Origin of the sequence: Photobacterium nomapromontoriensis (assembly GCF_050336815.1) — a bacterium.
Classification (GTDB): domain Bacteria; phylum Pseudomonadota; class Gammaproteobacteria; order Enterobacterales; family Vibrionaceae; genus Photobacterium; species Photobacterium nomapromontoriensis.
The window spans coordinates 1-22213 of the sequence record NZ_JAKJSL010000002.1 but is presented as its reverse complement, the minus strand read 5'-3'; the positions used below and the strand labels follow the sequence as shown (position 1 = coordinate 22213).

General features: G+C 45.4%; 26 protein-coding genes, 1 other RNA gene and 3 pseudogenes. 16 read left to right on the top strand and 14 right to left on the bottom strand.

The window, feature by feature from the left end:
* Positions 1-82 precede the first annotated feature (82 nt).
* On the bottom strand, positions 83-706 hold the full coding sequence (grpE, locus tag L4D12_RS00260) for a nucleotide exchange factor GrpE (RefSeq protein ID WP_428445817.1): 624 nt from the start codon (positions 704-706) through the stop codon (positions 83-85).
* A gap of 181 nt (positions 707-887) precedes the next feature.
* Between grpE and nadK the strand changes: the two genes are divergently transcribed.
* The 3 genes from nadK (at position 888) to bamE (ending at position 4128) form a co-directional block, all read left to right on the top strand.
* On the top strand, positions 888-1778 hold the full coding sequence (gene nadK, locus L4D12_RS00255; protein WP_428445827.1) for an NAD(+) kinase: 891 nt from the start codon (positions 888-890) through the stop codon (positions 1776-1778).
* Positions 1779-1964: 186 nt separating this feature from the next.
* Positions 1965-3632: a DNA repair protein RecN gene (recN, locus tag L4D12_RS00250; RefSeq protein WP_428445816.1), complete on the top strand. Its 1668-nt coding sequence runs from the start codon at positions 1965-1967 to the stop codon at positions 3630-3632.
* A 139-nt stretch (positions 3633-3771) separates the two neighbouring features.
* Positions 3772-4128: an outer membrane protein assembly factor BamE gene (bamE, locus tag L4D12_RS00245; RefSeq protein WP_428445815.1), complete on the top strand. Its 357-nt coding sequence runs from the start codon at positions 3772-3774 to the stop codon at positions 4126-4128.
* A gap of 134 nt (positions 4129-4262) precedes the next feature.
* On the opposite strand, the gene L4D12_RS00240 is transcribed toward bamE, so the two are convergent.
* Both L4D12_RS00240 and L4D12_RS00235 read right to left on the bottom strand, forming a co-directional pair.
* Positions 4263-4589, bottom strand: coding sequence for an RnfH family protein (locus tag L4D12_RS00240; protein WP_428445814.1), 327 nt, complete (start codon positions 4587-4589; stop codon positions 4263-4265).
* Positions 4579-5013, bottom strand: coding sequence for an SRPBCC family protein (locus L4D12_RS00235; RefSeq protein ID WP_428445813.1), 435 nt, complete (start codon positions 5011-5013; stop codon positions 4579-4581). Before L4D12_RS00235 ends, L4D12_RS00240 begins: the two co-directional genes overlap by 11 nt.
* Before the next feature lie 213 nt (positions 5014-5226).
* On the opposite strand from L4D12_RS00235, the gene smpB reads away from it, so the two are divergent.
* From smpB to L4D12_RS00220, 3 genes are all read left to right on the top strand, one after another.
* On the top strand, positions 5227-5706 hold the full coding sequence (smpB, locus tag L4D12_RS00230) for an SsrA-binding protein SmpB (protein ID WP_428445812.1): 480 nt from the start codon (positions 5227-5229) through the stop codon (positions 5704-5706).
* Between the two features lie 112 nt (positions 5707-5818).
* Positions 5819-6187, top strand: a transfer-messenger RNA (tmRNA) gene (ssrA, locus tag L4D12_RS00225).
* Between the two features lie 189 nt (positions 6188-6376).
* Positions 6377-6535, top strand: coding sequence for a hypothetical protein (locus L4D12_RS00220; RefSeq protein ID WP_428445811.1), 159 nt, complete (start codon positions 6377-6379; stop codon positions 6533-6535).
* A gap of 60 nt (positions 6536-6595) precedes the next feature.
* Here the strand turns inward: L4D12_RS00220 and ltrA are convergent, their stop codons facing one another.
* From ltrA to L4D12_RS00195, 5 genes are all read right to left on the bottom strand, one after another.
* A complete protein-coding gene (ltrA, locus tag L4D12_RS00215) occupies positions 6596-7879 on the bottom strand; it encodes a group II intron reverse transcriptase/maturase (protein ID WP_428445810.1) in 1284 nt (427 codons plus the stop codon).
* 798 nt (positions 7880-8677) lie between these two features.
* Positions 8678-10255 carry a BCCT family transporter gene (locus L4D12_RS00210; protein ID WP_428445826.1) on the bottom strand — a complete coding sequence of 526 codons (1578 nt, stop codon included), beginning with the start codon at positions 10253-10255 and terminating at the stop codon, positions 8678-8680.
* Between the two features lie 342 nt (positions 10256-10597).
* Positions 10598-11152: a peptide-methionine (S)-S-oxide reductase gene (locus L4D12_RS00205; protein WP_428445809.1), complete on the bottom strand. Its 555-nt coding sequence runs from the start codon at positions 11150-11152 to the stop codon at positions 10598-10600.
* Positions 11153-11257: 105 nt separating this feature from the next.
* The gene (locus tag L4D12_RS00200; RefSeq protein WP_428445825.1) at positions 11258-11491 is read right to left on the bottom strand and encodes a bacteriocin immunity protein; all 234 of its coding nucleotides are present in this window, start codon (positions 11489-11491) and stop codon (positions 11258-11260) included.
* Between the two features lie 21 nt (positions 11492-11512).
* Positions 11513-11728: a hypothetical protein gene (locus tag L4D12_RS00195; RefSeq protein WP_428445808.1), complete on the bottom strand. Its 216-nt coding sequence runs from the start codon at positions 11726-11728 to the stop codon at positions 11513-11515.
* Positions 11729-11761: 33 nt separating this feature from the next.
* Here L4D12_RS00195 and L4D12_RS00190 point away from each other — a divergent pair, with 33 nt between their 5' ends.
* Together L4D12_RS00190 and L4D12_RS00185 are read left to right on the top strand one after the other, a co-directional pair.
* The gene (locus L4D12_RS00190) at positions 11762-12028 is read left to right on the top strand and encodes a hypothetical protein (RefSeq protein WP_428445807.1); all 267 of its coding nucleotides are present in this window, start codon (positions 11762-11764) and stop codon (positions 12026-12028) included.
* Between the two features lie 60 nt (positions 12029-12088).
* Complete coding sequence (locus tag L4D12_RS00185; RefSeq protein WP_428445806.1) at positions 12089-12628, top strand: pilus assembly FimT family protein; 540 nt, start codon at positions 12089-12091, stop codon at positions 12626-12628.
* A 1153-nt stretch (positions 12629-13781) separates the two neighbouring features.
* On the opposite strand, the gene L4D12_RS00180 is transcribed toward L4D12_RS00185, so the two are convergent.
* Both L4D12_RS00180 and L4D12_RS00175 read right to left on the bottom strand, forming a co-directional pair.
* Complete coding sequence (locus tag L4D12_RS00180; protein WP_428445805.1) at positions 13782-14033, bottom strand: bacteriocin immunity protein; 252 nt, start codon at positions 14031-14033, stop codon at positions 13782-13784.
* 1 nt (position 14034) lies between these two features.
* Positions 14035-14241, bottom strand: a complete 207-nt coding sequence (locus tag L4D12_RS00175; protein WP_428445804.1) for a hypothetical protein — start codon at positions 14239-14241, stop codon at positions 14035-14037.
* Between the two features lie 27 nt (positions 14242-14268).
* Between L4D12_RS00175 and L4D12_RS00170 the strand changes: the two are divergent.
* Both L4D12_RS00170 and L4D12_RS00165 read left to right on the top strand, forming a co-directional pair.
* Positions 14269-14598, top strand: a pseudogene (locus L4D12_RS00170) (metal-dependent hydrolase); the annotation flags it as partial.
* A 60-nt stretch (positions 14599-14658) separates the two neighbouring features.
* The gene (locus L4D12_RS00165; protein WP_428445803.1) at positions 14659-15108 is read left to right on the top strand and encodes a pilus assembly FimT family protein; all 450 of its coding nucleotides are present in this window, start codon (positions 14659-14661) and stop codon (positions 15106-15108) included.
* Between the two features lie 250 nt (positions 15109-15358).
* On the opposite strand, the gene L4D12_RS00160 is transcribed toward L4D12_RS00165, so the two are convergent.
* From L4D12_RS00160 to L4D12_RS00150, 3 genes are all read right to left on the bottom strand, one after another.
* Positions 15359-16201, bottom strand: a complete 843-nt coding sequence (locus tag L4D12_RS00160) for a 3'-5' exonuclease (protein WP_428445802.1) — start codon at positions 16199-16201, stop codon at positions 15359-15361.
* A gap of 248 nt (positions 16202-16449) precedes the next feature.
* Positions 16450-17627, bottom strand: a protein-coding gene (locus L4D12_RS00155; RefSeq protein ID WP_428445801.1) for an IS3 family transposase whose coding sequence is annotated in 2 segments (ribosomal slippage) — positions 16450-17369 and positions 17369-17627 — 1179 coding nt in all. Because the reading frame shifts where the segments join, the coding sequence is not laid out codon by codon here.
* A gap of 59 nt (positions 17628-17686) precedes the next feature.
* Positions 17687-19033 (bottom strand): hypothetical protein, encoded by a 1347-nt coding sequence (locus L4D12_RS00150; protein ID WP_428445800.1) that lies wholly within the window; start codon positions 19031-19033, stop codon positions 17687-17689.
* A 324-nt stretch (positions 19034-19357) separates the two neighbouring features.
* Here L4D12_RS00150 and L4D12_RS00145 point away from each other — a divergent pair.
* The 6 genes and pseudogenes from L4D12_RS00145 to L4D12_RS00120 form a co-directional block, all read left to right on the top strand.
* Positions 19358-19473 (top strand): annotated as a pseudogene (locus L4D12_RS00145) (IS110 family transposase); the annotation flags it as partial.
* 117 nt (positions 19474-19590) lie between these two features.
* The gene (locus L4D12_RS00140; protein WP_428445799.1) at positions 19591-19863 is read left to right on the top strand and encodes a type II toxin-antitoxin system TacA family antitoxin; all 273 of its coding nucleotides are present in this window, start codon (positions 19591-19593) and stop codon (positions 19861-19863) included.
* Positions 19860-20357 carry a GNAT family N-acetyltransferase gene (locus tag L4D12_RS00135; RefSeq protein ID WP_428445798.1) on the top strand — a complete coding sequence of 166 codons (498 nt, stop codon included), beginning with the start codon at positions 19860-19862 and terminating at the stop codon, positions 20355-20357. The genes L4D12_RS00140 and L4D12_RS00135 overlap by 4 nt, the downstream gene beginning before the upstream one ends.
* Before the next feature lie 160 nt (positions 20358-20517).
* A pseudogene (locus L4D12_RS00130) lies at positions 20518-20813 on the top strand (transposase); the annotation flags it as partial.
* A 329-nt stretch (positions 20814-21142) separates the two neighbouring features.
* On the top strand, positions 21143-21385 hold the full coding sequence (locus L4D12_RS00125) for a type II toxin-antitoxin system Phd/YefM family antitoxin (RefSeq protein WP_045101727.1): 243 nt from the start codon (positions 21143-21145) through the stop codon (positions 21383-21385).
* Positions 21386-21392: 7 nt separating this feature from the next.
* Complete coding sequence (locus tag L4D12_RS00120) at positions 21393-21692, top strand: type II toxin-antitoxin system RelE/ParE family toxin (RefSeq protein ID WP_005592609.1); 300 nt, start codon at positions 21393-21395, stop codon at positions 21690-21692.
* Between the two features lie 157 nt (positions 21693-21849).
* Here the strand turns inward: L4D12_RS00120 and L4D12_RS00115 are convergent.
* A partial coding sequence (locus L4D12_RS00115; protein ID WP_428445797.1) for a group II intron maturase-specific domain-containing protein occupies positions 21850-22213 on the bottom strand: 364 nt, incomplete at its 5' end.

Here is a 22213-nt window from a genome sequence, read left to right as displayed (position 1 = left end):
TTTTCAAGTGTGACACCGAAAAAAAATTCAAAAAAAATAAAAAGCCCGCAATGATGCGGGCTACTTATCAGTAGTCGCTGGCTTACGCCTGCGTATCGATATTGCCAGATGCGGCTTTAGACACCATGACCATCGCAGGACGGATCACGCGGCCGTTAAGCTCATAGCCTTTCTGCATCACAAACATCACTGTATTTGGCTCATAGTCGGCACTTTCTTGCATCGCCATCGCTTGGTGGAACTCAGGGTTAAACGGTTCACCGACTGGGTAGATCGGCGTCAGGCCAAACTTCGCCACGGTATCTGTCATGGTTTTCAATGTTAGTTCGACCCCTTCAAGCATTGGCTTGATAGCGTCATCTGACTTATCTGCCATCTCGATGGCTCGCTCCATGTTATCAATAACAGGTAGCAACTCTTCAGCGAACTTATTCAACGCAAATTTACGTGCTTTATCGATCTCTTGCTCAGCGCGACGACGTACATTTTCACCTTCTGCACGGGCACGCAGGGCCAGATCTTTCGCTTCATTCGCTGATGCTTCGCTGCTCAGTAGCGCCGCTTCTAGTTCTGCAATACGTGCTTGATATAATTCTTCAGCCGTCATATTCACAACATCTTGCTCAGCAGACTCAGTCTCAACCGCTTCAACAGCATGGTCTTGCTGTAGCTGTTCGTCCTGTACTTTTTTCTCTTCGTTGCTCATGCTTTCGCTTCTCCGCTAAGATCATGGTATTCAAATAATGGCTAGCATAGTTGCCGCTAACCAAAAACTATCTTATGGGCATATTATGGGGATGAAGTTTAATGATTCAAGCCAAGATCGATCACAAAGCGCGACAAGTTTCTAAGCCAAGCGCTATACTGGCTTCCTCTTCATTTTTCGGATCATGGAAATGACGCGCGTTTTTGACACCATTGCGATTATTGGCAAACCTCGAAACCCCGATGCCTTGCAAACACACTTGAGCCTCTATGAATGGCTGACCGGCAAAGGCTATAACGTATTAGTCGATCACCGACTCGCCAACGATCTCGATATCTCACCGTCCGCCTTCAGTGATCTGCTCACCATTGGCGATAAAGCCAATCTGGCCATTGTTGTGGGCGGTGACGGCAACATGCTCGGTGCAGCCAGGGTTCTATCCCGCTTTGATATCGCCGTTATCGGGGTGAACCGTGGCAGTTTAGGCTTTTTGACCGATCTCGACCCCGAAGCGTTCGAGCAAGAGCTTGAACAGGTTCTCAATGGCGAATATGTGGTTGAAAAACGCTTTTTACTCGAAGCGGAAGTGCATCGCCACGGCCTGATCAAAAGCCGAAATGCCGCGCTCAATGAAGCCGTTCTGCACCCTGACAAAATCGCGCATATGATTGAGTTTGAAGTTTCAATTGATGAAACGTTCGCCTTCTCACAGCGTTCCGATGGCCTGATTATTTCTACCCCGACAGGGTCAACCGCTTATTCATTGTCAGGTGGCGGCCCTATCCTGTCACCGGAACTTAACGCCATTTCACTGGTGCCGATGTTTCCCCACACCTTGTCATGCCGGCCACTGGTCGTCGATGGCAATAGCCGGATCAAACTCACGGTATCGCCAACCAATGGCAGCAGCCTTGAAGTGAGCTGCGACGGGCAAGTGTCACTCCCCGTTAATCCCGGGGATGAAATCCACATTTTTCAAAGCCCGGACACCTTGAAATTGATCCACCCCAAAAACTACAGCTACTACGAAGTACTGCGGGGCAAACTGGGCTGGTCGAGTCGGCTATTCTAACCCTGTTCTAGCCCTGAACGTCGTATCCTTAAAGCCAACCGCCAGGTTGGTTTTTTTATAGCGACATATCATGACGTTAACCTAGATCAATTTTTCCATCCGATTTTTCGTCACCAGTACTTTACTGTATGAAGATACAGTATATACTGTGTAAAAAAACAGGTGTTGATTTAAACAGGTGAACACATGCTGGCGCATATGACGATCTCAAACTTTGCCATTGTCAAAACTCTTGAATTTGAACTGAAACCGGGGATGACCACCATCACCGGTGAAACTGGCGCGGGTAAATCCATCGCCATTGATGCGCTCGGCCTGTGCCTTGGCGATCGCGCTGAAGCCTGCATGGTTCGCCCCAGCGAAGACAAAGCAGAGATCTCTGCCACCTTCTCCCTGCATAATAACCAAGCCGCCCGTCGCTGGCTGGAAGACAACGAGCTGATTGACGGTGAAGAGTGCATCTTACGCCGTGTGATCACCAAAGAAGGCCGTTCACGCGGGTTTATCAACGGCAGTCCGGTTCCTGCCTCCCAGCAAAAAGCTCTGGGACAGCTATTGATCAATATTCATGGCCAGCATGCCCACCAGCAGCTGATGCGTCCAGACTACCAACAGCAGATGCTTGATCAATACGCAGGCCATCACCTGTTAATGGACAAAACACGCAGCAATTACCAACGCTGGCGACAAGCCAACAATGAACTGAAACGTCTGACCCAGAGCCGCGAAGAAAACGAAGCCCAGAAACAACTGATCCAATATCAGGTCAAAGAGCTTGATGAACTGGCTTTAGGCGAAGACGAATACGCTGAGATCGAAGAAGAGCACAAGCGCCTGTCTAACAGCGGTGAACTTGCGATCTCAAGCCAGACTGCACTTTCCATGTTGTATGACGGCGATGACTGTAATGCCCTGCAAATGCTGCAGATGGCCTGCCAGCAAGTGAGCAATCTGGGTGAGTATGACAGCAGCCTCAGTACCATTCCGCAAATGCTGGACGAAGCGATAATTCAAGTACAGGAAGCCAGCCAAGAGCTACGCAGCTACCTTGATAACCTTGATATGGATCCGCACCGTCTGATCTACCTTGAAGAACGGCTGTCAAAAATCATGTCGCTATCGCGCAAGCACTACGTCATGCCGGACGAACTCTACGCCAAGCATCAGGGGCTGCTCAAAGAACTGGATCACCTTGATTGCAGTGATGAACGCCTGGAAGAGATGCACGACAATGTTGAATGCCTGCGCCAGAAATTCTTAGCCAGCGCCGAAAAACTCAGCAAGAGTCGCCAACGCTACGCCAAAGAATTGGATAAGAAAATCTCAGACAGCATGCATGAACTCAGCATGGCTAACGGCATTTTCAAAATTGATGTTCAGAGCGATCCCGAAGGGATGCTAAGCCCGATTGGTTTCGATACCATCACCTTCTTAGTGTCAACTAATCCGGGTCAGCCACTGCAACCATTGGGCAAAGTCGCCTCGGGTGGTGAACTATCGCGGATCTCACTGGCCATTCAGGTGATCACCGCGCAGAAAGTAGAAACCCCAAGCTTGATCTTCGATGAGGTCGATGTCGGGATCAGCGGCCCAACCGCCGCGATTGTCGGCAAAATGCTGCGCACGCTGGGAGACTCAACTCAGGTAATGTGTGTCACTCACTTACCGCAAGTCGCAGGATGTGGTCATCAGCAAATGTTTGTCGCCAAAAAAGCCAGTGACGGACAAACCGAAACCAACATGTACCCGCTGACGCAAGAGGCACGGGTTAATGAACTGGCACGACTACTCGGCGGTAGCGAGATCACTGAACGCACCCTTGCCAACGCAAAAGAACTGCTGTTTGCGGCGTAAATAGAATAAACTTACCCTGTGGTGCAACTATTTAGCGGTACCACAGTCTCAATTACAGTTTTTTTCTTAACCGCTTTTTTACTTCTGCTCAGCGGTTGTTTATTATCGCTGCAGAATAAAGCGAATTTGCCGGGATGCTATGAGTTGGAAAAACCTTGCTGCCGTAACATTGGCGGTCAGCCTATTAGGTGGCTGTTCAGTCGTTGATCGACTGGTTTACCGAATTGATATCAACCAAGGAAACTACCTTGATCAAAGTGATATCGATACCCTTCGGTACGGAATGAACAAAGAACAGGTACAGTATGTACTGGGCTCTCCGATGCTGGTTGAACCCGAATACCCAAATACCTGGTATTACGTGTACTACCACAAACCAGGGCATAACAAACCTGAGCAAAAAAATCTGATCTTAACGTTTAATGCTCAAAACAAGTTATTTAGCCTTGCCGGTGACTACAGCCAAAGCCCGCAGTTTATGGACGCGTTCAACTAATACCAATCTACATAAGTTTCTGACCATTATTACTGATCACTGACTTACCCCGATTGGTCTAACGCGGTTGTGCATCATCTGGCACAAAAAAGCTCGCAACTGCGAGCTTTTTTATTGCGAAAAATCCAGTCGGATCACATGTTATCCGGTTTATCCGCCAATGCCTCTTTCTTCGCTTGCTCGGCACGTTTACGACGAATTTCTTTCGGATCGGCCAATAATGGGCGATAAATTTCGATCCGATCGCCATCTTGCACCAACGCATCAAGCTTCACGTTACGGCTAAAGACCCCGACTTTATTTTTCTGCAAGTCAATATCCGGATACAGAGCCAGCACGCCAGACTGCTCAATGATCTGCTGTACTTGCATATCCGGCGTAACGGCCAGCTTGATCACCTTCTGCACGCTCGGCAATGCATACACCACCTCAACATGGATCAGCTTCTCTTCAGAATGCATAGATCTCTCTCGCTCGAACCGTAAAAGCATTAACCATGTTATGGGTCAGCTCACGAAACACTTTACCAAACGCTGCTTCAACCAGCGCATTCTTAAATTCAAAATCCAGCTTAAGCTCTACTTTACACGCGGTTGCATCTAGCTCAATAAAGTGCCAGCCACCAACCAAGCGCTGGAACGGGCCTTCCACCAACTGCATGTCGATCTTACTGCCATCCGTTAATGCGTTACGGGTTACAAACGTTTTCTTGATCCCCGCCTTCGAGACATCGACCGACGCCATCATATGCAGCGCGGAGCTTTCAATGATCCGGCTACCGGAACACCCAGGAAGAAAGGCCGGATACGACTCGACATCATTCACCAATTCAAACATTTGCTTGGCACTGAACGGAACCAATGCAGAGCGACAAATCTGAGGCATAGCTTCTCCTTTACCGTAGAACGCGCCACTTCTCACAGCGTGGTGGACATTCCACCGCAAAGCCTAGGAGAAGGACAAGCTCAATGATACCATTACTGAGCTAACAGCCAAAATAAGCGTGTGTCTGGAAAGCCATCCTCATGATTTTCCAGCAAACACATATCGACCGCCCCGACAATTTACGGGCCGGGACAGCAATACAGAAGAGATATTATGGCCAAGAAACCAAGCAAGCCAGGTAACAATACCATTGCGAAAAATAAAACCGCCCGCTTTGAATATGCCATTCAAGATGAATACGAAGCCGGTATGCAGCTGCAAGGCTGGGAAGTAAAAGCGATCCGCGATGGCAAAGTGAACCTAACCGAAAGCTACGTCTTTCTGCGTAACGGTGAAGCCTTCATTTCCGGCATGACCATTACCCCGCTCAATGCCGCGTCTACCCATGTGGTTGCCGATCCAACACGTACCCGAAAACTGCTGCTTAACCGTCGTGAAATCGACAAGTTATTGGGTGCGGTAAACCGTGACGGTGAAACCATTATCGCGCTGAGTATGTATTGGAAGGCATCCTTTGTTAAACTAAAGATAGGTAACGCTCGTGGTAAGAAGCTTCATGACAAACGTGCCGACACCAAAGCCCGCGACTGGCAGCGTGACAAAGCCCGTATTATGAAAAGCAGCAACCGCTAGCCGTTTCATCTAAAATGATGTTTGCAAATGGTTGTTTATCAATCAGTCAGCACGCAGAAAGCCATTTGGCTATTGACCCTAGCGATTAATCTGCTAACATCGATCGAACTCTGGGGCTGATTTAGGATTCGACAGGATCACGAAGGCTTGTGGAGCATGCCGAGGTGCGGTTTGCCTCGTAAAAAAGCCGCAAAAAATAGTCGCAAACGACGAAAACTACGCACTAGCAGCTTAATACTCTGCTGAGAGCGCTCCTGCCCTAGCTTCCGCTTGTAAGACGGGGAATAACAGGGGTTCAAACCCAAACAAGATAGCGAGGGAATCTTTGACTAGAGAGATGAACCGCGAAATAGAATTCTGGTATGTATTTGCATAGCGTGTCAGTTCGCAGTGTCGATACGAGAATAAAGACTGACTAAGCATGTAGCGCCATCTGTTAGACTGGTTTTGGACGCGGGTTCAAATCCCGCCAGCTCCACCAAACGTTTGGAAAAGGCCACCTTCGGGTGGCCTTTTTTGTATGTAAAATTTAATTAAAACAACAAGTTACGCAAAAACCTATCTCAGGTTGTCTCACTCTGTCTCAGGCTTTCTCACGTTTTTAGTACCCAATTTATTACCCTATACTGGCCACATAACATTCTTTGGGTAATAAATTCAGGAGAAAGCTATGGCTAGGATCGCAACTCCCCTTAACGATAAGCAATTGAAAAACGCCAAACCAAAAGATAGTGAGTATGTGCTATCAGATGAACAAGGTTTACAGTTTCGTGTGCTAAATAATGAAATAAAATCTTTGCGGTTAGTCATCTCAGCATACATCGAGTAGGGTGAGGCGTCGCCGCCTCATCCCTCTCACAGAACCGTACGTACGGACCTCGTATACGGCTCATGTACATTTCCATTCAGCGTAAGTGCTGAACACATGCCCTGTCACAACATGTTCAATATTGACTAAACCAAGTTCATTGAACCATTGATTTGTCATAGCGTAGCTCGATAACGGACTCGCAGAGCTTCTCCAGCCTGTCATTCGTATGTGACTAAACGGCGGTTTATATCCTCGCTGTTTCAATTCTCGATGAAGCTTACTTGGCTTCTTCCAGAGCTTGAGTTGGAGGCTTCTCAACCTTCGTCTTAACCACGCGGCTATCTTCTTAAACTCCCTCTTTGTATTCGCTATCCGAAAATATTGACTAAACCCGCTTATTATTGGATTCAGYTCTTTGATCACATTCTTTAACGGTTTGCCACCGTTACGGCGTGTTAGCCCCTTCAGTTTGGCTTTAAATCCTGACACTTTCTTTGGCTGAATGCGGGTATATCGACTCCCAATTTCAACACCAAGGNACTTCACCCCCGTATCGCTGTGAGCGATGTGGGTTTTGCCAGTATTCACCGTTAATTTCAGCGTCTGTTCTAATATTTTCGTTGCCTGTGCCAATGCATTGTTGGCACCTGCACGACTGCGACAGAAAATCAGAATGTCGTCTGCGTAACGCACGATCCTATGGCCTCGTTTTCTCATCTCTTGATCAAACGCGTCCAGATAGATATTGGCGATGAGAGGGCTTATCACCCCACCCTGTGGACTCCCGACTTCTGTTTCTTGCCATTGCCCTTCCACCATAACGCCACTTGTTAGGAATTGTTTTACCAGTGCCAATATACTGCTATCGCTGATCCGCTTTCTGATACTTTTCAGGATGAGCTCGTGATCAAGCTTATCAAAGCACTTCGACAGATCCATATCCACGACATGTTGTAGCCCATAACGGCGAATGAACATGGTGGCTTTGTTGATAGCATCGTGACAACTTCGCTGCGGTCTGTACCCAAAACTGGATGGGTGAAACTGCGCTTCGAAGATGGGGGTTAGCTGGTCATTGAGGGTTTGTTGRACAACTCTATCCCTAACACAAGGGATACCAAGCAGTCGAACACCGCCACCGTCTTTGGGGATTTCGACCCGTCTGACCGGTTGAGGTTGGTATTGCTTGGTTTTCAGTTCAAGAAGAAGTTGATCGAGGTTATCACTCAGNTTTGAGGCGAAATCACTCAGGCTCTGCCTATCTATTCCGGCCGCGCCTTTCGCTTTCCACACCTTTTTAAATCCTTTGTAAAGTCGTGCTTTATCAAGCAGGTGACCATACAAGCTGTAATACACTCTCACTCTCTTCCTTTGGGTTGTGTGCTGCATGGAGGCGTTCTGTTTTCTCTGCGTGTTGGTTTATTTCACCCTGCCCATCCGCTTTCTAGCTCAATGGCAATATACGTCTGTTCGTCAAGATTACTCCCGTGTACGGTTTCTCAGCTCAGTGYTCTATCTCCACAGATAACCATGCTGGAATACCCCGATAGCGAATCGGTTTGTGTACCACGAAAAAAAAACATCTGCTCATCACAGACTTAAAATGTACTTCCTCCCTTCGCAACACCTGTTAGCTTTTGACTGACAGGTGCCCCATTAGACATGTTGCTAATGGTCAGCTCGGTTTTCTCCTCCACACCATTACTGGGCTTCTCTGGCCGAGCCTTACTCACTACTACGGATTCATCTGCCACCTCACACCAACACGCGTCTTGGCTTTCACCTTATACGGGTGCTTCCGGCGTTTGCCCGGATGTGGTGCCAGGCTTCCCCAGTTACTGCACTGGCTCCCTGTTAACAATTCCACCCTCAAGCACAGCATAGGTCTGACTGAGTATGGGGCTTTGCGCTATTTTGCACGCTTACCCACCTAGACTGCCGAATCAGGTTCACTTTCGTTGTGTACTGTTAACTTCCTATCGCTTCCTTCAGACCCTGCCGTTGGCCAGCAACGCCCTTGCGATTCGGATTATCTTCCCCTCAGTCGGGGTGATTCAGGTTTCTTGCAACCTGACGGGTTTGCCAGCTTCGCTGGGCAAACAAAAAATTGCCGTCAGAAATGACGGCAATGTAATAAAATCTACTTCGTTTTATCTGTACTTATTCGCGGAACCGTTCAGTTCTCAGCCCCATGATCAAACTAATACACATTAACAAGAGGATAAACACAAACGGTAATGCAGTAGAAATAACACCCGCTTGCAATGCTTCAATCGCTTGCGTCCCCCCCACGTAGAGCAACACTGCTGCCACGGCACCTTCCATACTGGCCCAGAAAATACGCTGAGGCATCGGGGATTCAATTTTCCCTCCCGCGGTAATGTTATCAATAACCAGCGAGCCTGAATCTGATGAAGTGATGAAAAAGATCATAACCAGGACAATAGCGACAACCGAGAGATATGTGCTCATTGGCAACATCTCAAACATCTCAAACATTGCTAGCGGCACGGAGGTTAAACCATGTTTACCCAATTCACCAACGTCGCTGATCACTTGCTCAATGGCTTGACCGCCAAAAACAGACATCCAGACCGTTGTAACCAATGTCGGAACAATCAATACCGCAACCAAAAACTCACGAATTGTTCGACCTTTCGACACTCGCGCAATGAACATCCCAACAAATGGTGACCATGAAATCCACCACGCCCAATAGAATACAGTCCAGCCATGTAACCATGCCTGATCTTCACGGCCATAGGGATTACTTAATGCTAAAAAGTTTTTTGCATAACCAGTTATCGTCAATGGTATGGTACCCATCGAAACAGCGAAACCTACCGCCGCAACAAAAATTAGCAACGCTAACGCAACTAACATATTAAGATTACTAAGCAGCTTTACACCGCCATCAATACCACGAGCGACAGATATCACCGCTAGCAGTGTTACCACAATAATGACGATAACTTGTAGCCCTATCCCGCCAGATATACCAAATACATGATTGATACCACTAGCGGCCTGCTGAGCCCCCAGACCTAGCGAGGTCGCTAAGCCAAACATCGTCGCTAATACGGCAAAAATATCAATGATATGCCCAGGCCAACCCCACACCCGATCACCAAGAATAGGATAAAAGATAGAACGGATAGAAAGAGGTAATCCTTTATTGTAGGCAAAGAACGCGAGAGAAAGTGCGACCACACCATAAATCGCCCAAGGATGAAGCCCCCAATGATACATTGTCGCCCCCATCGCTAGCTCACGGGCTTCAGGCGTGAACGGTGTGACGTTCAATGGTGTATCATACCACCCCGTATAGTAAGCCACGGGCTCAGCCACACTCCAAAACATTAAACCAATCCCCATACCGGCAGCAAACAACATCGCTAACCACGACATACGGGAATAATCGGTTTCTGCATCATTACCACCGATCCGAATTTTTCCGTATGGAGAAAAGATCAGAGCCAGACAAAATAAAACAAAGATGTTGCCAGCCCACAAAAACAGCGTATCGAATGTATTTATAATGCTATTTTTTACCCCATCAAGGGCAGTTTTGGCCGTTACTGGGTCGACAATCAACGCCACCACCAAGAACAGCACGATCAAACCAGCACTGGTACCAAATACCGGATTATGAACATCAAACCCCCATTTTTGGATGTTATCTTGTCCAATCGTGTAATCGGTATTATCAATACTGTATTTATCAATTTTTCTCATTATGTCATCCCATTTGAACGACAGAAACCAACCTGAAGCATTATCTTCCCCCCTCAGACGCACTTAGCTTCTAATGGGAAAGATAATGGCTCTGATTGGCACCCTCGCGAAAACATTTCGTCCTGTAAACAATAAATCCACTACTGATAGAATCATCATCACCTACAAAATGTCAAGTTTCGGTACAAATCAACGGTTAACGTTTAAAAAACAAACAAAACAATCAAATAAATCGGTCGTTTTATCAGCAACAGAACGAACCTATTACTTCGTGAGCTAATCAATAATTATATACCCAGTGAAGATATGGCGCAGAATTCAGTGCCTGTCATAGTCATCGATGCATCACCATTGGGTCTTTTTAACCATTGCTGACTCAGCAATCGCGTGTTCGATCGCAGCCCGTTTATCATCGTCAACATGATCGGCAAAACGCGCTAACAGCAGCTGCAATTTTGGCATGATCTGATTTTCACAGTAAGGCTTGTGGGGATCGGAATAATAATATGCATGTAAGCTTTTTTTGCTGGGTTGAAAATTCCCGCCATCTTCAACCTGCGTAATAATGGGTTGGATGAAGTCCGCCTGGCAGATGGCAAGCGCTTGTCGTGCTCTGTGGTGTTGGGGCTCATCGAACACATAAATAATGGAAGGATAACGGCCGCGAAGGTCATGCTCTGAGGTACAACTGTGAGTATGAAGGTGAATGGCCACCAGCACTTCCAAGCTTATCACGGTAGGAATATACTCAATGACAACAGCCTCGACCATCAAAGGCTCGCCACTGACATTCAGCCAGCCCTGTTTGACTGATGTTACCCCGCGCAGTGTCTGAAATATTGCTTCCATAGACCAGTAACAACTGCCCGAGAAGCCTAGTGTTTCTGTCTGTAACTCCACCGAATGATCTCCAGCAATGCAGTCTCATTCAGCATATACCCATAACATCGAAGATGCAGACCTAAGTATGGCTGGCAGGACACGTTAAAGTAGGAAAGACAGCTTTTATTCTTTAAACAACGGTAAGCCTTGTTCTTTATACCAACGTTTGAGTTCTGTTATAAACGCTTCGGAAGAATCATCAATACCACATTCAATTGGGTGAGTAACCAAACCATAACCATCAGGATGCTTAATATTGTCATCTAACCAATCCATTATCTCATCCGCCTCCTCTTCAGAAGAATTTTTCAAACATTCTAGTAAGTTTAAAAATTCAAACTCTGAATATTCTTCAATGTTTTTTTTTATTAAGATTCATTAGCTTCTATCTCCTAAACCATGTATTTCTCCCCAATGCAATCTAGGGGTAACAATTCTTAGATTGTCTATACTAAAAACTTCACCACCATATTGTATTTCTTCTTTATGATGCATTTCATATTTTTGACGTCCACCAACCTTATCTTTATTGCGTGTAAATGGAGCACACGCTCGACGCATTAGTTCTTGGTTATTTGGATTAAATTGACTCATTAAAGATACATCTTTAGATACCTCAAACCAAACTTGATTGAATACATCGCCAAAGCCCTAGGCCGCAACATCAAACACCGCGGCCCCACCCACGTATTCACCCACTGGCTAATCGCCGCCATCGCCTTCACCTTCGTCTGGGATTACCACGGCCTACTGATGGCATTCGCCTGCATCGGCTTAAGCCACCTGACCGGCAGCGGCAGCTTTAGCCCATTCTTCTTTGACTGGGGCGGCTACTACGACAACGGCCTGATAGACGCCGCAGAGTGGAAAGCGAACCGATTCAAACTCATTTAAGCAACTTTCATAACTTACGTAACTTATGAAACGCACATAACTTACGCAACAGGGCTAACAATGAAGAATCAAGGATTTACACTTTTAGAACTGATGATTGCGATCAGCATTCTTACCATCATGATAGCCATGGCCGCGCCTGGCTTTCACAATATATTCAATACCAACACCATCAACCTCACCACCACCGAACTGCGCGGCCTACTGGTTGCCGCAAAATCTGAAGCCGTCATGCGCAGCAAAGACGTTTACCTGCACACCATCGGACTCACCCCCACCGCCACCCTAACCAACAACTGGTGTGTGATTGCGTCCACCGATCCCAGCGCCACCACATGCACCCCGAACAGCAACACGCTATACCTGATAAAAGGAAGCAACCTCAAAGGACTGAACATCAAACGCCATAGCAGCTACGCCAGCCTGAAGATAGACAAGCTGCAGGGCCACCCTGATTTTCAGCACGGCGAAACCAACGTGGATTGGCTAACCTTTGAAAAAGAAAGCGGCAAAGCCATCACCATGCAAATGAACCTGTTCGGGCGGCTATACCGTTGCGGTGTAGGCGGGAAATGGTACGGGGCAGATGCATGCGAGTAGCCGACAACACACACCATCGTATTGAATTTCATGCGCACAGTAATACATGCATATTCCAACGACAGGCCACTTTTTCTTATCCACACTTTCTGTGGGTAACCACGCCAACCCCACGCCCTATGGGTGACCAAAATCGTGCCAACGGAACGTAAAAAGGCCGCCATGGGCGACCTTCTCGTTGTTCTTACTTCGGGTATTACGTTAAATAACAAGAATCATAAATCATTACACAGTGATGCGTTTTTATATCAAAATTGATATAGTGATTCCGAATATGTCTTACCACAATTGTAGAAAGACATATGCAAAAAAGCCTCGAACAACGCCAATTGCCGAGGCTTAAAAGTGAAGCGTAAACTTCACTAACCGAAAATCATAGATTACGGTTTAGACTTAATCGCTTTTACAATTGCAGCTATCCCATAAAGTGTCGGTGGTAAAGCAACTAAAAAAGCAGTCAATTGATCTAATGTCATAAACACTCCTTATTGCGTTTGTTTATAATCGCCCCATTTTGTTCAATACAAATGGGGCGATTTCGTATTGGATATATTATACACAAAAAATAAAAACGCAAACAATCCATCACCAACAAAGCACTTTAAATACAGTCACTTAACTAGCAAATATACTACTCTATCAACTATGCGACAGCCTTAGTTACAACTGCCTGTTTGTTGGTGTGGGACATACGCGTTACGTTAAATCCTTAACGAACGACCATCCAATAGGTAGGTTAATTGACTTAGCATAATTTGAGTGAAAAAAGAGGGCAGCAACATTTTCCTGTTTTTACGAAAAATATGATTTGAACAAACAAAAAGCGGTGCGACATCTGCCCATTATGTTAATGGCTCAGTTTGGCACTGAAAACACCCTTTCCAGCCATTCAAAAGCCCATACAGCCCATTACGAGACTAACCCAAGCCGATATGCCCATAAACACGATTGAAAGTTTGTTACGGTTCCAGGCCGATTTCCAAGATCGATCCCGAGAGGATTTGTTTTAGTGAAATTTAGCGATGAAAACCATCTTTATCCTAAAACTACCCGATACACCGTAACATCCAGCGACAAGTGGGCACGCGTGCCCAGATCAAAAAGACCACCACGATGGACGGTCATTTAACACACAGATTTTATGCGCACTAACTTATTTTTTAAACAATGGTAGTCCTTTCGACTCTCTCCAAGCTTTCACGATTTCAACGATTCGCTCAGGAGTTCCATCTTCTTCTTTTTCAGGGTAATAGATCAAGTCAGAGCCATCAGGATGCTCAACAAGTTGGCAAAAATGAAATACCAAATTACTATGCTCTTTTTCATCCGATACATTTACTTGACAGATATTCGTTACTAATTTTAAAAATTCAGACTCTGTGTGTTCTGATATTGTTGATTTCATATTAACCTTTCTTTGAATGTATATTTATATGATTTTTAGGAGTCGTAATCGTCATGTTATCTATACCATAAACGTCACCACCATATTGTATTTCTTCTTTATGATACATTTCATATTTTTGACGTCCACCAACCTTATCTTTATTGCGTGTAAATGGAGCACACGCTCGACGCATTAGTTCTTGGTTATTTGGATTAAATTGACTCATTAAAGATACATCTTTAGATACCTCAAACCAAACTTGATGGAATACATCGCCAAAGCCCTAGGCCGCAACATCAAACACCGCGGCCCCACCCACATATTCACCCACTGGCTAATCGCCTTCACCTTCGTCTGGGATTACCACGGCATACTAATGGCATTCGCCTAGGGAGGAGTCAGCCACATCCTGACCGATACCATGACCGTCACAGGGGTCCCGTTCTCCCCCTATAGCGATCGGCGCTTCCACCTGACTGGCAGCGGCAGCTTTAGCCCGTTCTTCTTTGACTGGGGCGGCTACTACGACAACGGCCTGATAGATGCCGCAGAGTGGAAAGCGAACCGATTTAAACTCATTTAAGCAATAGACATAACTTACGTAACTTATGAAACAGGCATAACTTACGCAATAGGATTAGCAATGAGAAATCAAGGAATTACACTTTTAGAATTGATGATTGCGATCAGCATATTTACCATCATGATGTGCATGGTCGCGCCTGGCTTTAGCAATCTATTCAGCAGCAATACCATCAACCTCACCCACACCGCCACCCTAACCAACAACTGGTGTGTGATTGCGACCACCGACCCCAGCGCCACCACATGCACCCCGAACAGCAACACGCTATATCTGATAAAAGGGAGCAACCTGAAAGGACTGAACATTAAACGACACAACAGCTACGCCAGCCTGAAAATAGACAAGCTGCATGGCCAGCCTGATTTTAAAAACAACGAAGCAATAGTGGATTGGCTAACCTTTGAAAAAGAAAGCGGCAAAGCCATCACCATGCAAATGAACGTGTTCGGGCGGCTATACCGTTGCGGTGTCGGCGGGAAATGGTACGGTGCAGATGTGTGTACGTAGCCAACAACAACACACCATAGAATTGAATTTTATACGAACAGTAAAACATGCACATTCAAATGACAGGTCACTCATTTTTTATCCACATATTCTGTGGGTAACCACGCCAACCCCACGCCTTATGGGTGACCAAAACGCGCTACCGTAACGTAAAAAGGCCGCCATGGGCGGCCTATTCTGTTACTGTTTGGCGGGGATTTTCGGCGGCCAATTCACAACAAAACGGCCAAAAGATCAGGTTAACCATTGATTAAATCAGTTTAACGACATAGCCCCAATCACCATACGTCGAAACACACATTCCAGCGAACTGATAGCGTTCCACGTCAGACTTATTGAGCTTTGATAGTGTCGTCATTCCGAACGGGCAACCTTGGCCGAAATAGGTCCACTCTTTTCCCAAGTCATCAACAACAGCACGGCCCTTGTCACCTTCAACGATTTTTACGCCTGGCGGTAATAGCTTACTCTTGATGAAATCCATTTTTTCAGAGTAATTAGCACGGCGTTTATTTCGCTGCACTAGGTAGCGCTGTTCTTCCACCCATTCAGGACTTGGCACGATGGCATCCGCTTCGATGCGCTTAAGTAACCGCCGAGTCATTTCACAATCAGAAAGAGCACGGTGCGCTTCCAGATCCGAAACATCAATCCCTTGTTGAAGCACCGCATTGGTCAGGCTTTGCCACCGCCATCCGCGCCCATAGTCACTTTCTTCTCGCCACAAATTCGCATAGCGGTGCATCACACACCGAGTTTCAAGAACAGGGCGATCCAAGCCATACAAGTCGGACGTTTGATTTACTAGCCTAACGTCATAACTTGAATTGTATATGTGGACCGTTCGACCTGTAACTAGCTCACAAAACTGGTGATAAACCTCCGACCAGGCGGGGGCGGATGCGACATCTGAATCCGTAATACCATGAATATCTGTCGCATCTGGCGGAATGGGAACCAATGGCCTAATGAGTGTATAGAGATAAGCCTCGCCACTAATGGCACCAATTAACGAAACTTCCACGATTTCCGCATCACTGCCGAGCCCCGTAGTTTCAGTGTCTAGAATTAAATCTTCATCGTTCCCTAACATAGCCTCAACTCTTTTTTCAATTAATTGTGCAGACAATGTGATAATCAATTTTTAAGCTGTTTTACGCAACCTTTCACGTAATTTACGCATACCAAAATAACATGAAGTATAAAATGTAACTCATAGTCCGTGAACACTATAAGGCTACACTCCTGATAATAAGGTAGGAAAAAGAGGATAAATATTATGGCCAGGGATTTTTAAGCCGCAACTCAGTGGCAGCCCGCATAAAAGTGGGGATGTAGTGGTCAACTAAAATTGGCCACGGTTTTAGAGTTTAACCAGAACAATCGCTCTGATTCATTCGGTGTCAGTCCGCCATTATATTGATGTGGACGAAGCTGACTGTAATACCCAATGATATATCGAATGATCTCTTGCTGAGCCTCGACAAAACTACGATAACCCACCGAAGGTATCCATTCTGTCTTCAAACTTCTAAAGAAGCGCTCCATGGGTGCATTATCCCAACAATTTCCTCGTCGAGATAAGCTTTGTTTTATTTGATAACGCCACAGTAATTGACGATATTTCCGACTTGTATAATGACTACCTTGATCGCTATGGAACATGATCCCGTTAGGGTTACCACGAGACTCATAGGCCATCGATAGTGCTTTCCCCGTCAATCGACTATCAGGCGATAACGACATTGCCCAGCCAATCACTTTTCGAGCGAAAAGATCCATGACAACCGCCAAATACATCCAACGATTACCCGTCCAAACATAAGTCACATCACCCACCCAGACTTCATTAGGTGCAGTGACGGCAAACTGACGACCTAAGTGATTTGGCACCTCAATATGTTCCTGTGACGCTTTTCGATATTTATGTTTTGGCGACTGGCAACTGACTAAACCAAGCTCTTTCATAAGCTTCGTAGCTCGATAACGACTCAGATCTGTTCCTTGGTTTGTCACCATATCAGCGATGGTTCTTGCTCCCGCAGAGCCGTTACTAGCAGCATGTACTTCACTAATTAAGCTGCGAAGTTTGACCCTTTCTGCGTTTATAACTGTCGGTCTTTTTCGCCAATATTTAAAGCTACTACGGTGAATGCTGAACACTTCGCATAATGTTTTTATACTGTAGCTCTGGCTGAGTTTCTCGATTATCGAGAACTGTTCAACGAGTCTGACATCAACAGAGCGGTGGCTTTTTTTAATATTTCGTTGTGCTCCTCAAGCCTGGCTAATTTCTTCTTCAGCTCACGGATTTCAATTTGCTCTGGTGTCATTGGTGAGGCTTTCGGCACTTTTCCTTGACGTTCTCCTTTAAGCTGGCGCACCCACTTATCCATGGTGGATTTGCCCACATTCATGGCTTGAGCTGCCTCAACAATAGAATAGTTTTGGTCTAGCACTAACTGGGCAGATTCAAGCTTGAACTCTGCGCTAAATACTCGTCTTGTACGTTTTGTCATTATGTCACCTGTTAACTTATGAGGTGATGATATCACCTCTAACTAGGTGGCCAAACTCACTATGCCACTACACCAATAACCGTTTCCGCTTCCTCTTCATTTAATAGGTAATCAAACGCAAGTTTTCCAAAAACTTCTTCAACTATTCCTAGCATCTCCTTCGCATCGTCCTCAATAAACTTATCAAGAATAGCTGATGCAGCAGCATTAGCAGCAGTCCCTCCTGCAAAAGCCCCTAATAAACCACCAATAATGCCTCCTGCCGCTGTACCTATTACAGGTATAGCTGAACCTAAAGCTGCCCCTCCAGCTGCCCCCGCCATCCAGCCTCCTGTACCTCCCGCAACACCTGAAGCGGTAGATGCAACATTCTTAAATAGTTGCGCCCCAGAACAACGGCCTTGGAACATGCGAACAAAATCGACAGACGAAATAACTAAAGTTGTGACGACACCCGTAACAATATTTCCGCGCAGAAGCTTGCTGACATGGTTCATTGCTGCGGCTCCATATATTGCATTGCCCGAACGCAAACCATTCGCTATCCAAGCGGCAGCTTTTGGCCCCATTTGTTGAACGACCCAATCCGTAGCACCTCGCAACCCTTGCTCAATTCCTGTTCGACCAAGTTGAGCAGTAATAATACTGCTAACCCAAGCAACACCACCGACTTTTAATCCAACATAACAAGAAGATTCCAGAGCTTTCTCCCAGTCTTCCCCCTTCCACAAACTGACAGCAAAAGAAACAGCGGCAGAAATACCCATAGCCGTTCCAGCTAATTTGATCCCGTTAACAGCGTCATAGGTTAGACTTTCGATGGTGCCAAATTTTGCAATATTACGCACTTGTTCATAGGTGAAAGTGCCCTTTTTGACAATATCTTTAGCCAACTCTGGATCTGTTACGCCTGGAACCTGACCTTTCTTAATTCTGTTTTCCATGGCTTGTACTGCAGAATCATATTTATCAGAAGGAACTTCGATCTGCATAGGGGTACCATCATTATTCAGATAACGAAAAGTTCCCTCTTCAAAACATTCACTGATACACTTTGATCCAGAATTACAATATTTGGTTTGAATCTTTACGCCATCAACTAATCTATCAGCTCCATTTTTAGCATTATCTCCTCCCACAATTTTGGCATCTTTACCAGTAAAAATATCATATAGATGGTTGGCTTTTTCTGCTGCGAATCCATGTCCTCGGCTTGCACCCAAAATAACATTGTCCGCATAGTTTTCTGAGCTTCCAATTACTCCTGCGGTAATACCAACAGCCTCTTCACTTTTAAATTTGGAAGCTCGTTTAAGGTTTTCACCACCAGATTCGCCAAGTCTCATTTCGGCATATAGACCGAGTAGCCTGATCAACTTGCATATTTCTAATTGTTTATTATTCACAAATCTATCCTTGTAAAGCTAACGCCGCGTTCTTACGAATCCCCTCATAATTATATTGATAAACAATGAGGTAGACGCGCACCGATACCTTTGATCTAATGGATATCGCCAGAGACACATTAGACCAATTGGACGGTACGATGCGCGATTTTCAGATTCTACAGCAATCAATTCAAAACCACTGCCCTAGTATTCACAAAAAACGCCTTAATTCTCTGATACTTGCTACACGGAGTATTCTTGATGGTTCAGATCTGACATTAAAAAATCTTAGCCGACGACTCACACTGAAGGGCTGGGCAAATTATGAGGGAACCAGTCAGAGCCGCAGGAAAACCGAAAAAAGTAGCGATCATTACCTGCGTTAGAAAGATGGTCATAATCTAAATTCAATACTCAGGGATGGCTGTATGTGGGATGCAAATAGCGCCAAAAATTAGCTATTGATGCCATAGTACCTTGTTAGCTTGCGTGCCAAAGTGACACAACTATTGCTTATTGCACACTTTAAGATCATAATACCCATGTGACATTTTGACACAACAGGAGATAACATTATGGCGACTACTTTGCCTCGCATCACCGCTAGAGTTGATGTCGATACACAAGATTTACTTACTAAGGCTGCCGCTATCGCTGGCATGTCTAGTATCAACTCATTTGTTCTAAGCGCTGCTATCGAAAAAGCAAAACAAGTCATTGAACGTGAGCAAGCACTAAAACTTAGCCAAGCTGATGCCATGTTACTTATGGATGCTTTAGACCGTCCTGCAACAATAAACTCAAAATTGAAAGCGGCTTCTGAACGTTATGAGAGCAAAACTCAATGATGAATACGGTACTTCTAGAAAAAACAAAACATAATAGAAACCGATTCAACTGTGGTATTGAAGCTCTTAATAACTATCTAAAAGTAATGGCTAGTCAACAAGCAAAGAAAGACAACACACGAACTTTCGTTTTAGAAGATGATAACGATAGCTCGCACATCATTGGCTTTTACACGCTAACAATGACACCCATTGATTTAAAAGCATTACCCGACCAACTACAGAAAAAGCACCAATCATCGACCTCTGGTGGTTTGATTGCCCGCTTAGCTGTGGATGAACGCCACAAAGGAAAAGGATTTGGCGAGTGGTTACTTATCGATGCTCTCCGAAAGCTACTGGCAGCCAGCAATAGTGTCGCATTCCCTGTGGTTATTGTTAACGCCAAAGACGGCGCAAAATACTTCTATGAGCGCTATGGATTCCAAGCGTTTAAAGAGGCAGAAAACAAACTCTTTATTACCATTTCGGATGTAAGAGCGAACTTAGGCTAGTTAACCGCTAGCCTCTAGCAAACTAACAAATGGCATGAACTCTCCCTTACCCAGACTCTGCCACCCTTGATAAGTCTGGTTTAATAAAATTTCGGAGGCCCCCCTATCACAATCTATCTATGGCATTGATTTAGCACTATTCCAATAAACCCAGTTTCAGCGGTATAAAAACAGCCAAAGCAATTCGGTCAAAACACGCTGCTTACCCGTGGTGAAATTTCTATGGCTAATCTTGCAGCATGTATTACCCAAGGGCTTAAGACGGGTGCGGGATTACGGGTTACTGCGGGGCCATGAAAAAGAACGGCTTAAACAAATCCAAACCGTTTTCATGCTGGCGGGGCTGCTGGCGTTGCGACCCCACTATCAGCAACCACATCACACACCAAAGCCCAGAGCTTTTGCTCTTGCTGTAAGCATCCGATGTATTTTTCGGGGATCTTACGGCCCAAATAAGGCTCAACGACTTATAAGGATAATGGCGACCACTTTTAACCAGAAGGAGAACTAAAGCCTAACATTCAATGCATTAAAATCATTGGCTCACGCCAAGGCCGACACGCGCATCCATATCGTCACTTCGCTGATCACCTTCCACCCCATTCGCAATATTTACTTATATAAGGAGGCTTGGACTTCTTCAACACTTCGGTTAGGTGCTGGCTACTCAGCACATAACCTTATTTGTTAGTTTACCTTTCACACAAATCGCACGTTTTAATTGAATTGCACATTTAGAGCGATGCCCTATAATGATACTGTACTTGCAGACTTGGAGCTTAACCATGTACACATTAACAGCAAATGATGCCAAACGTAATTTCGGTGAACTGCTTCTAAACGCTCAACGCGAGCCAGTTAAAATTAGTAAAAACAACAAAGATGCCGTTGTTGTAATGTCGATTAGAGACTATGAAGAACTTGAAGCGATGAAAGCCGATTACATAAAACATTGCTTTGAGACTGCAAAAGCAGACTTAGCCCAAGGCAATGTCGTTGACGGTGAAAATTTCTTAAGCGCGTTGTAAGTAGAGTATGCACAAGAGCAAATATAAACTAAGTAAATTAGCACAGGCTCATTTACACAAAATCAAAAATTATACTGTTACAAACTTTTCCCAGATGCAGTGGAACTCATATAAAGACACTCTTCTTACTGGGTTTCAGATGCTTGCTGAAAACCCGGCAGTAGGTAGAAGCTGCAACGATATATATCAAAACGGTTTTTACTTCCCGATCGGCAAGCACACGGCTTACTTTACCAAAGAAGACGGCTTTATTTTGGTCGTTGCAGTTCTTGGACAATCGCAATTACCGCAAAACCATTTGCGATAATTGCCACACCCTAGCATGTTCAGTTAGGGTGCTATTCTGATTGGTAAACAATCGTGGTAGAGCGGCCTGTTACCAGACCGACCACACACAGATCCGGACGTGCGGAACTACTGCATCCGGCTCTTCAGTTATACGTTCACTCGTGTAAAACACGACCCTAATACCAATCAACAACCACAAATCGCTTGCTGACTTTCGGCTGCACAATATTGAAATACCCTAACATCTTCTTGAAATTACTCCAGTTATAACTTCGCCTTCCGCTGCGTCGGTTCAGCCATTTGTATAAACTATGCAGCACATAGTCATAGACGTATGACATGCTTCGGCTATTGTCTGGCAGTCCGAAATAATTCCTAAACCCAATCAACTTGCGTTTTAGCTGGGGCAGCCATTCGCTCAGTTTTAATGAACGTTTCGCTTTGATCCATAAGTAGTATTCTCTGAGGGTCGCTTTCTGCTTCTTTACGGCAGTTCGCCGCCTAAGCCGCGCTTTCCCCTTGGAATCCCTACCCCAGTAA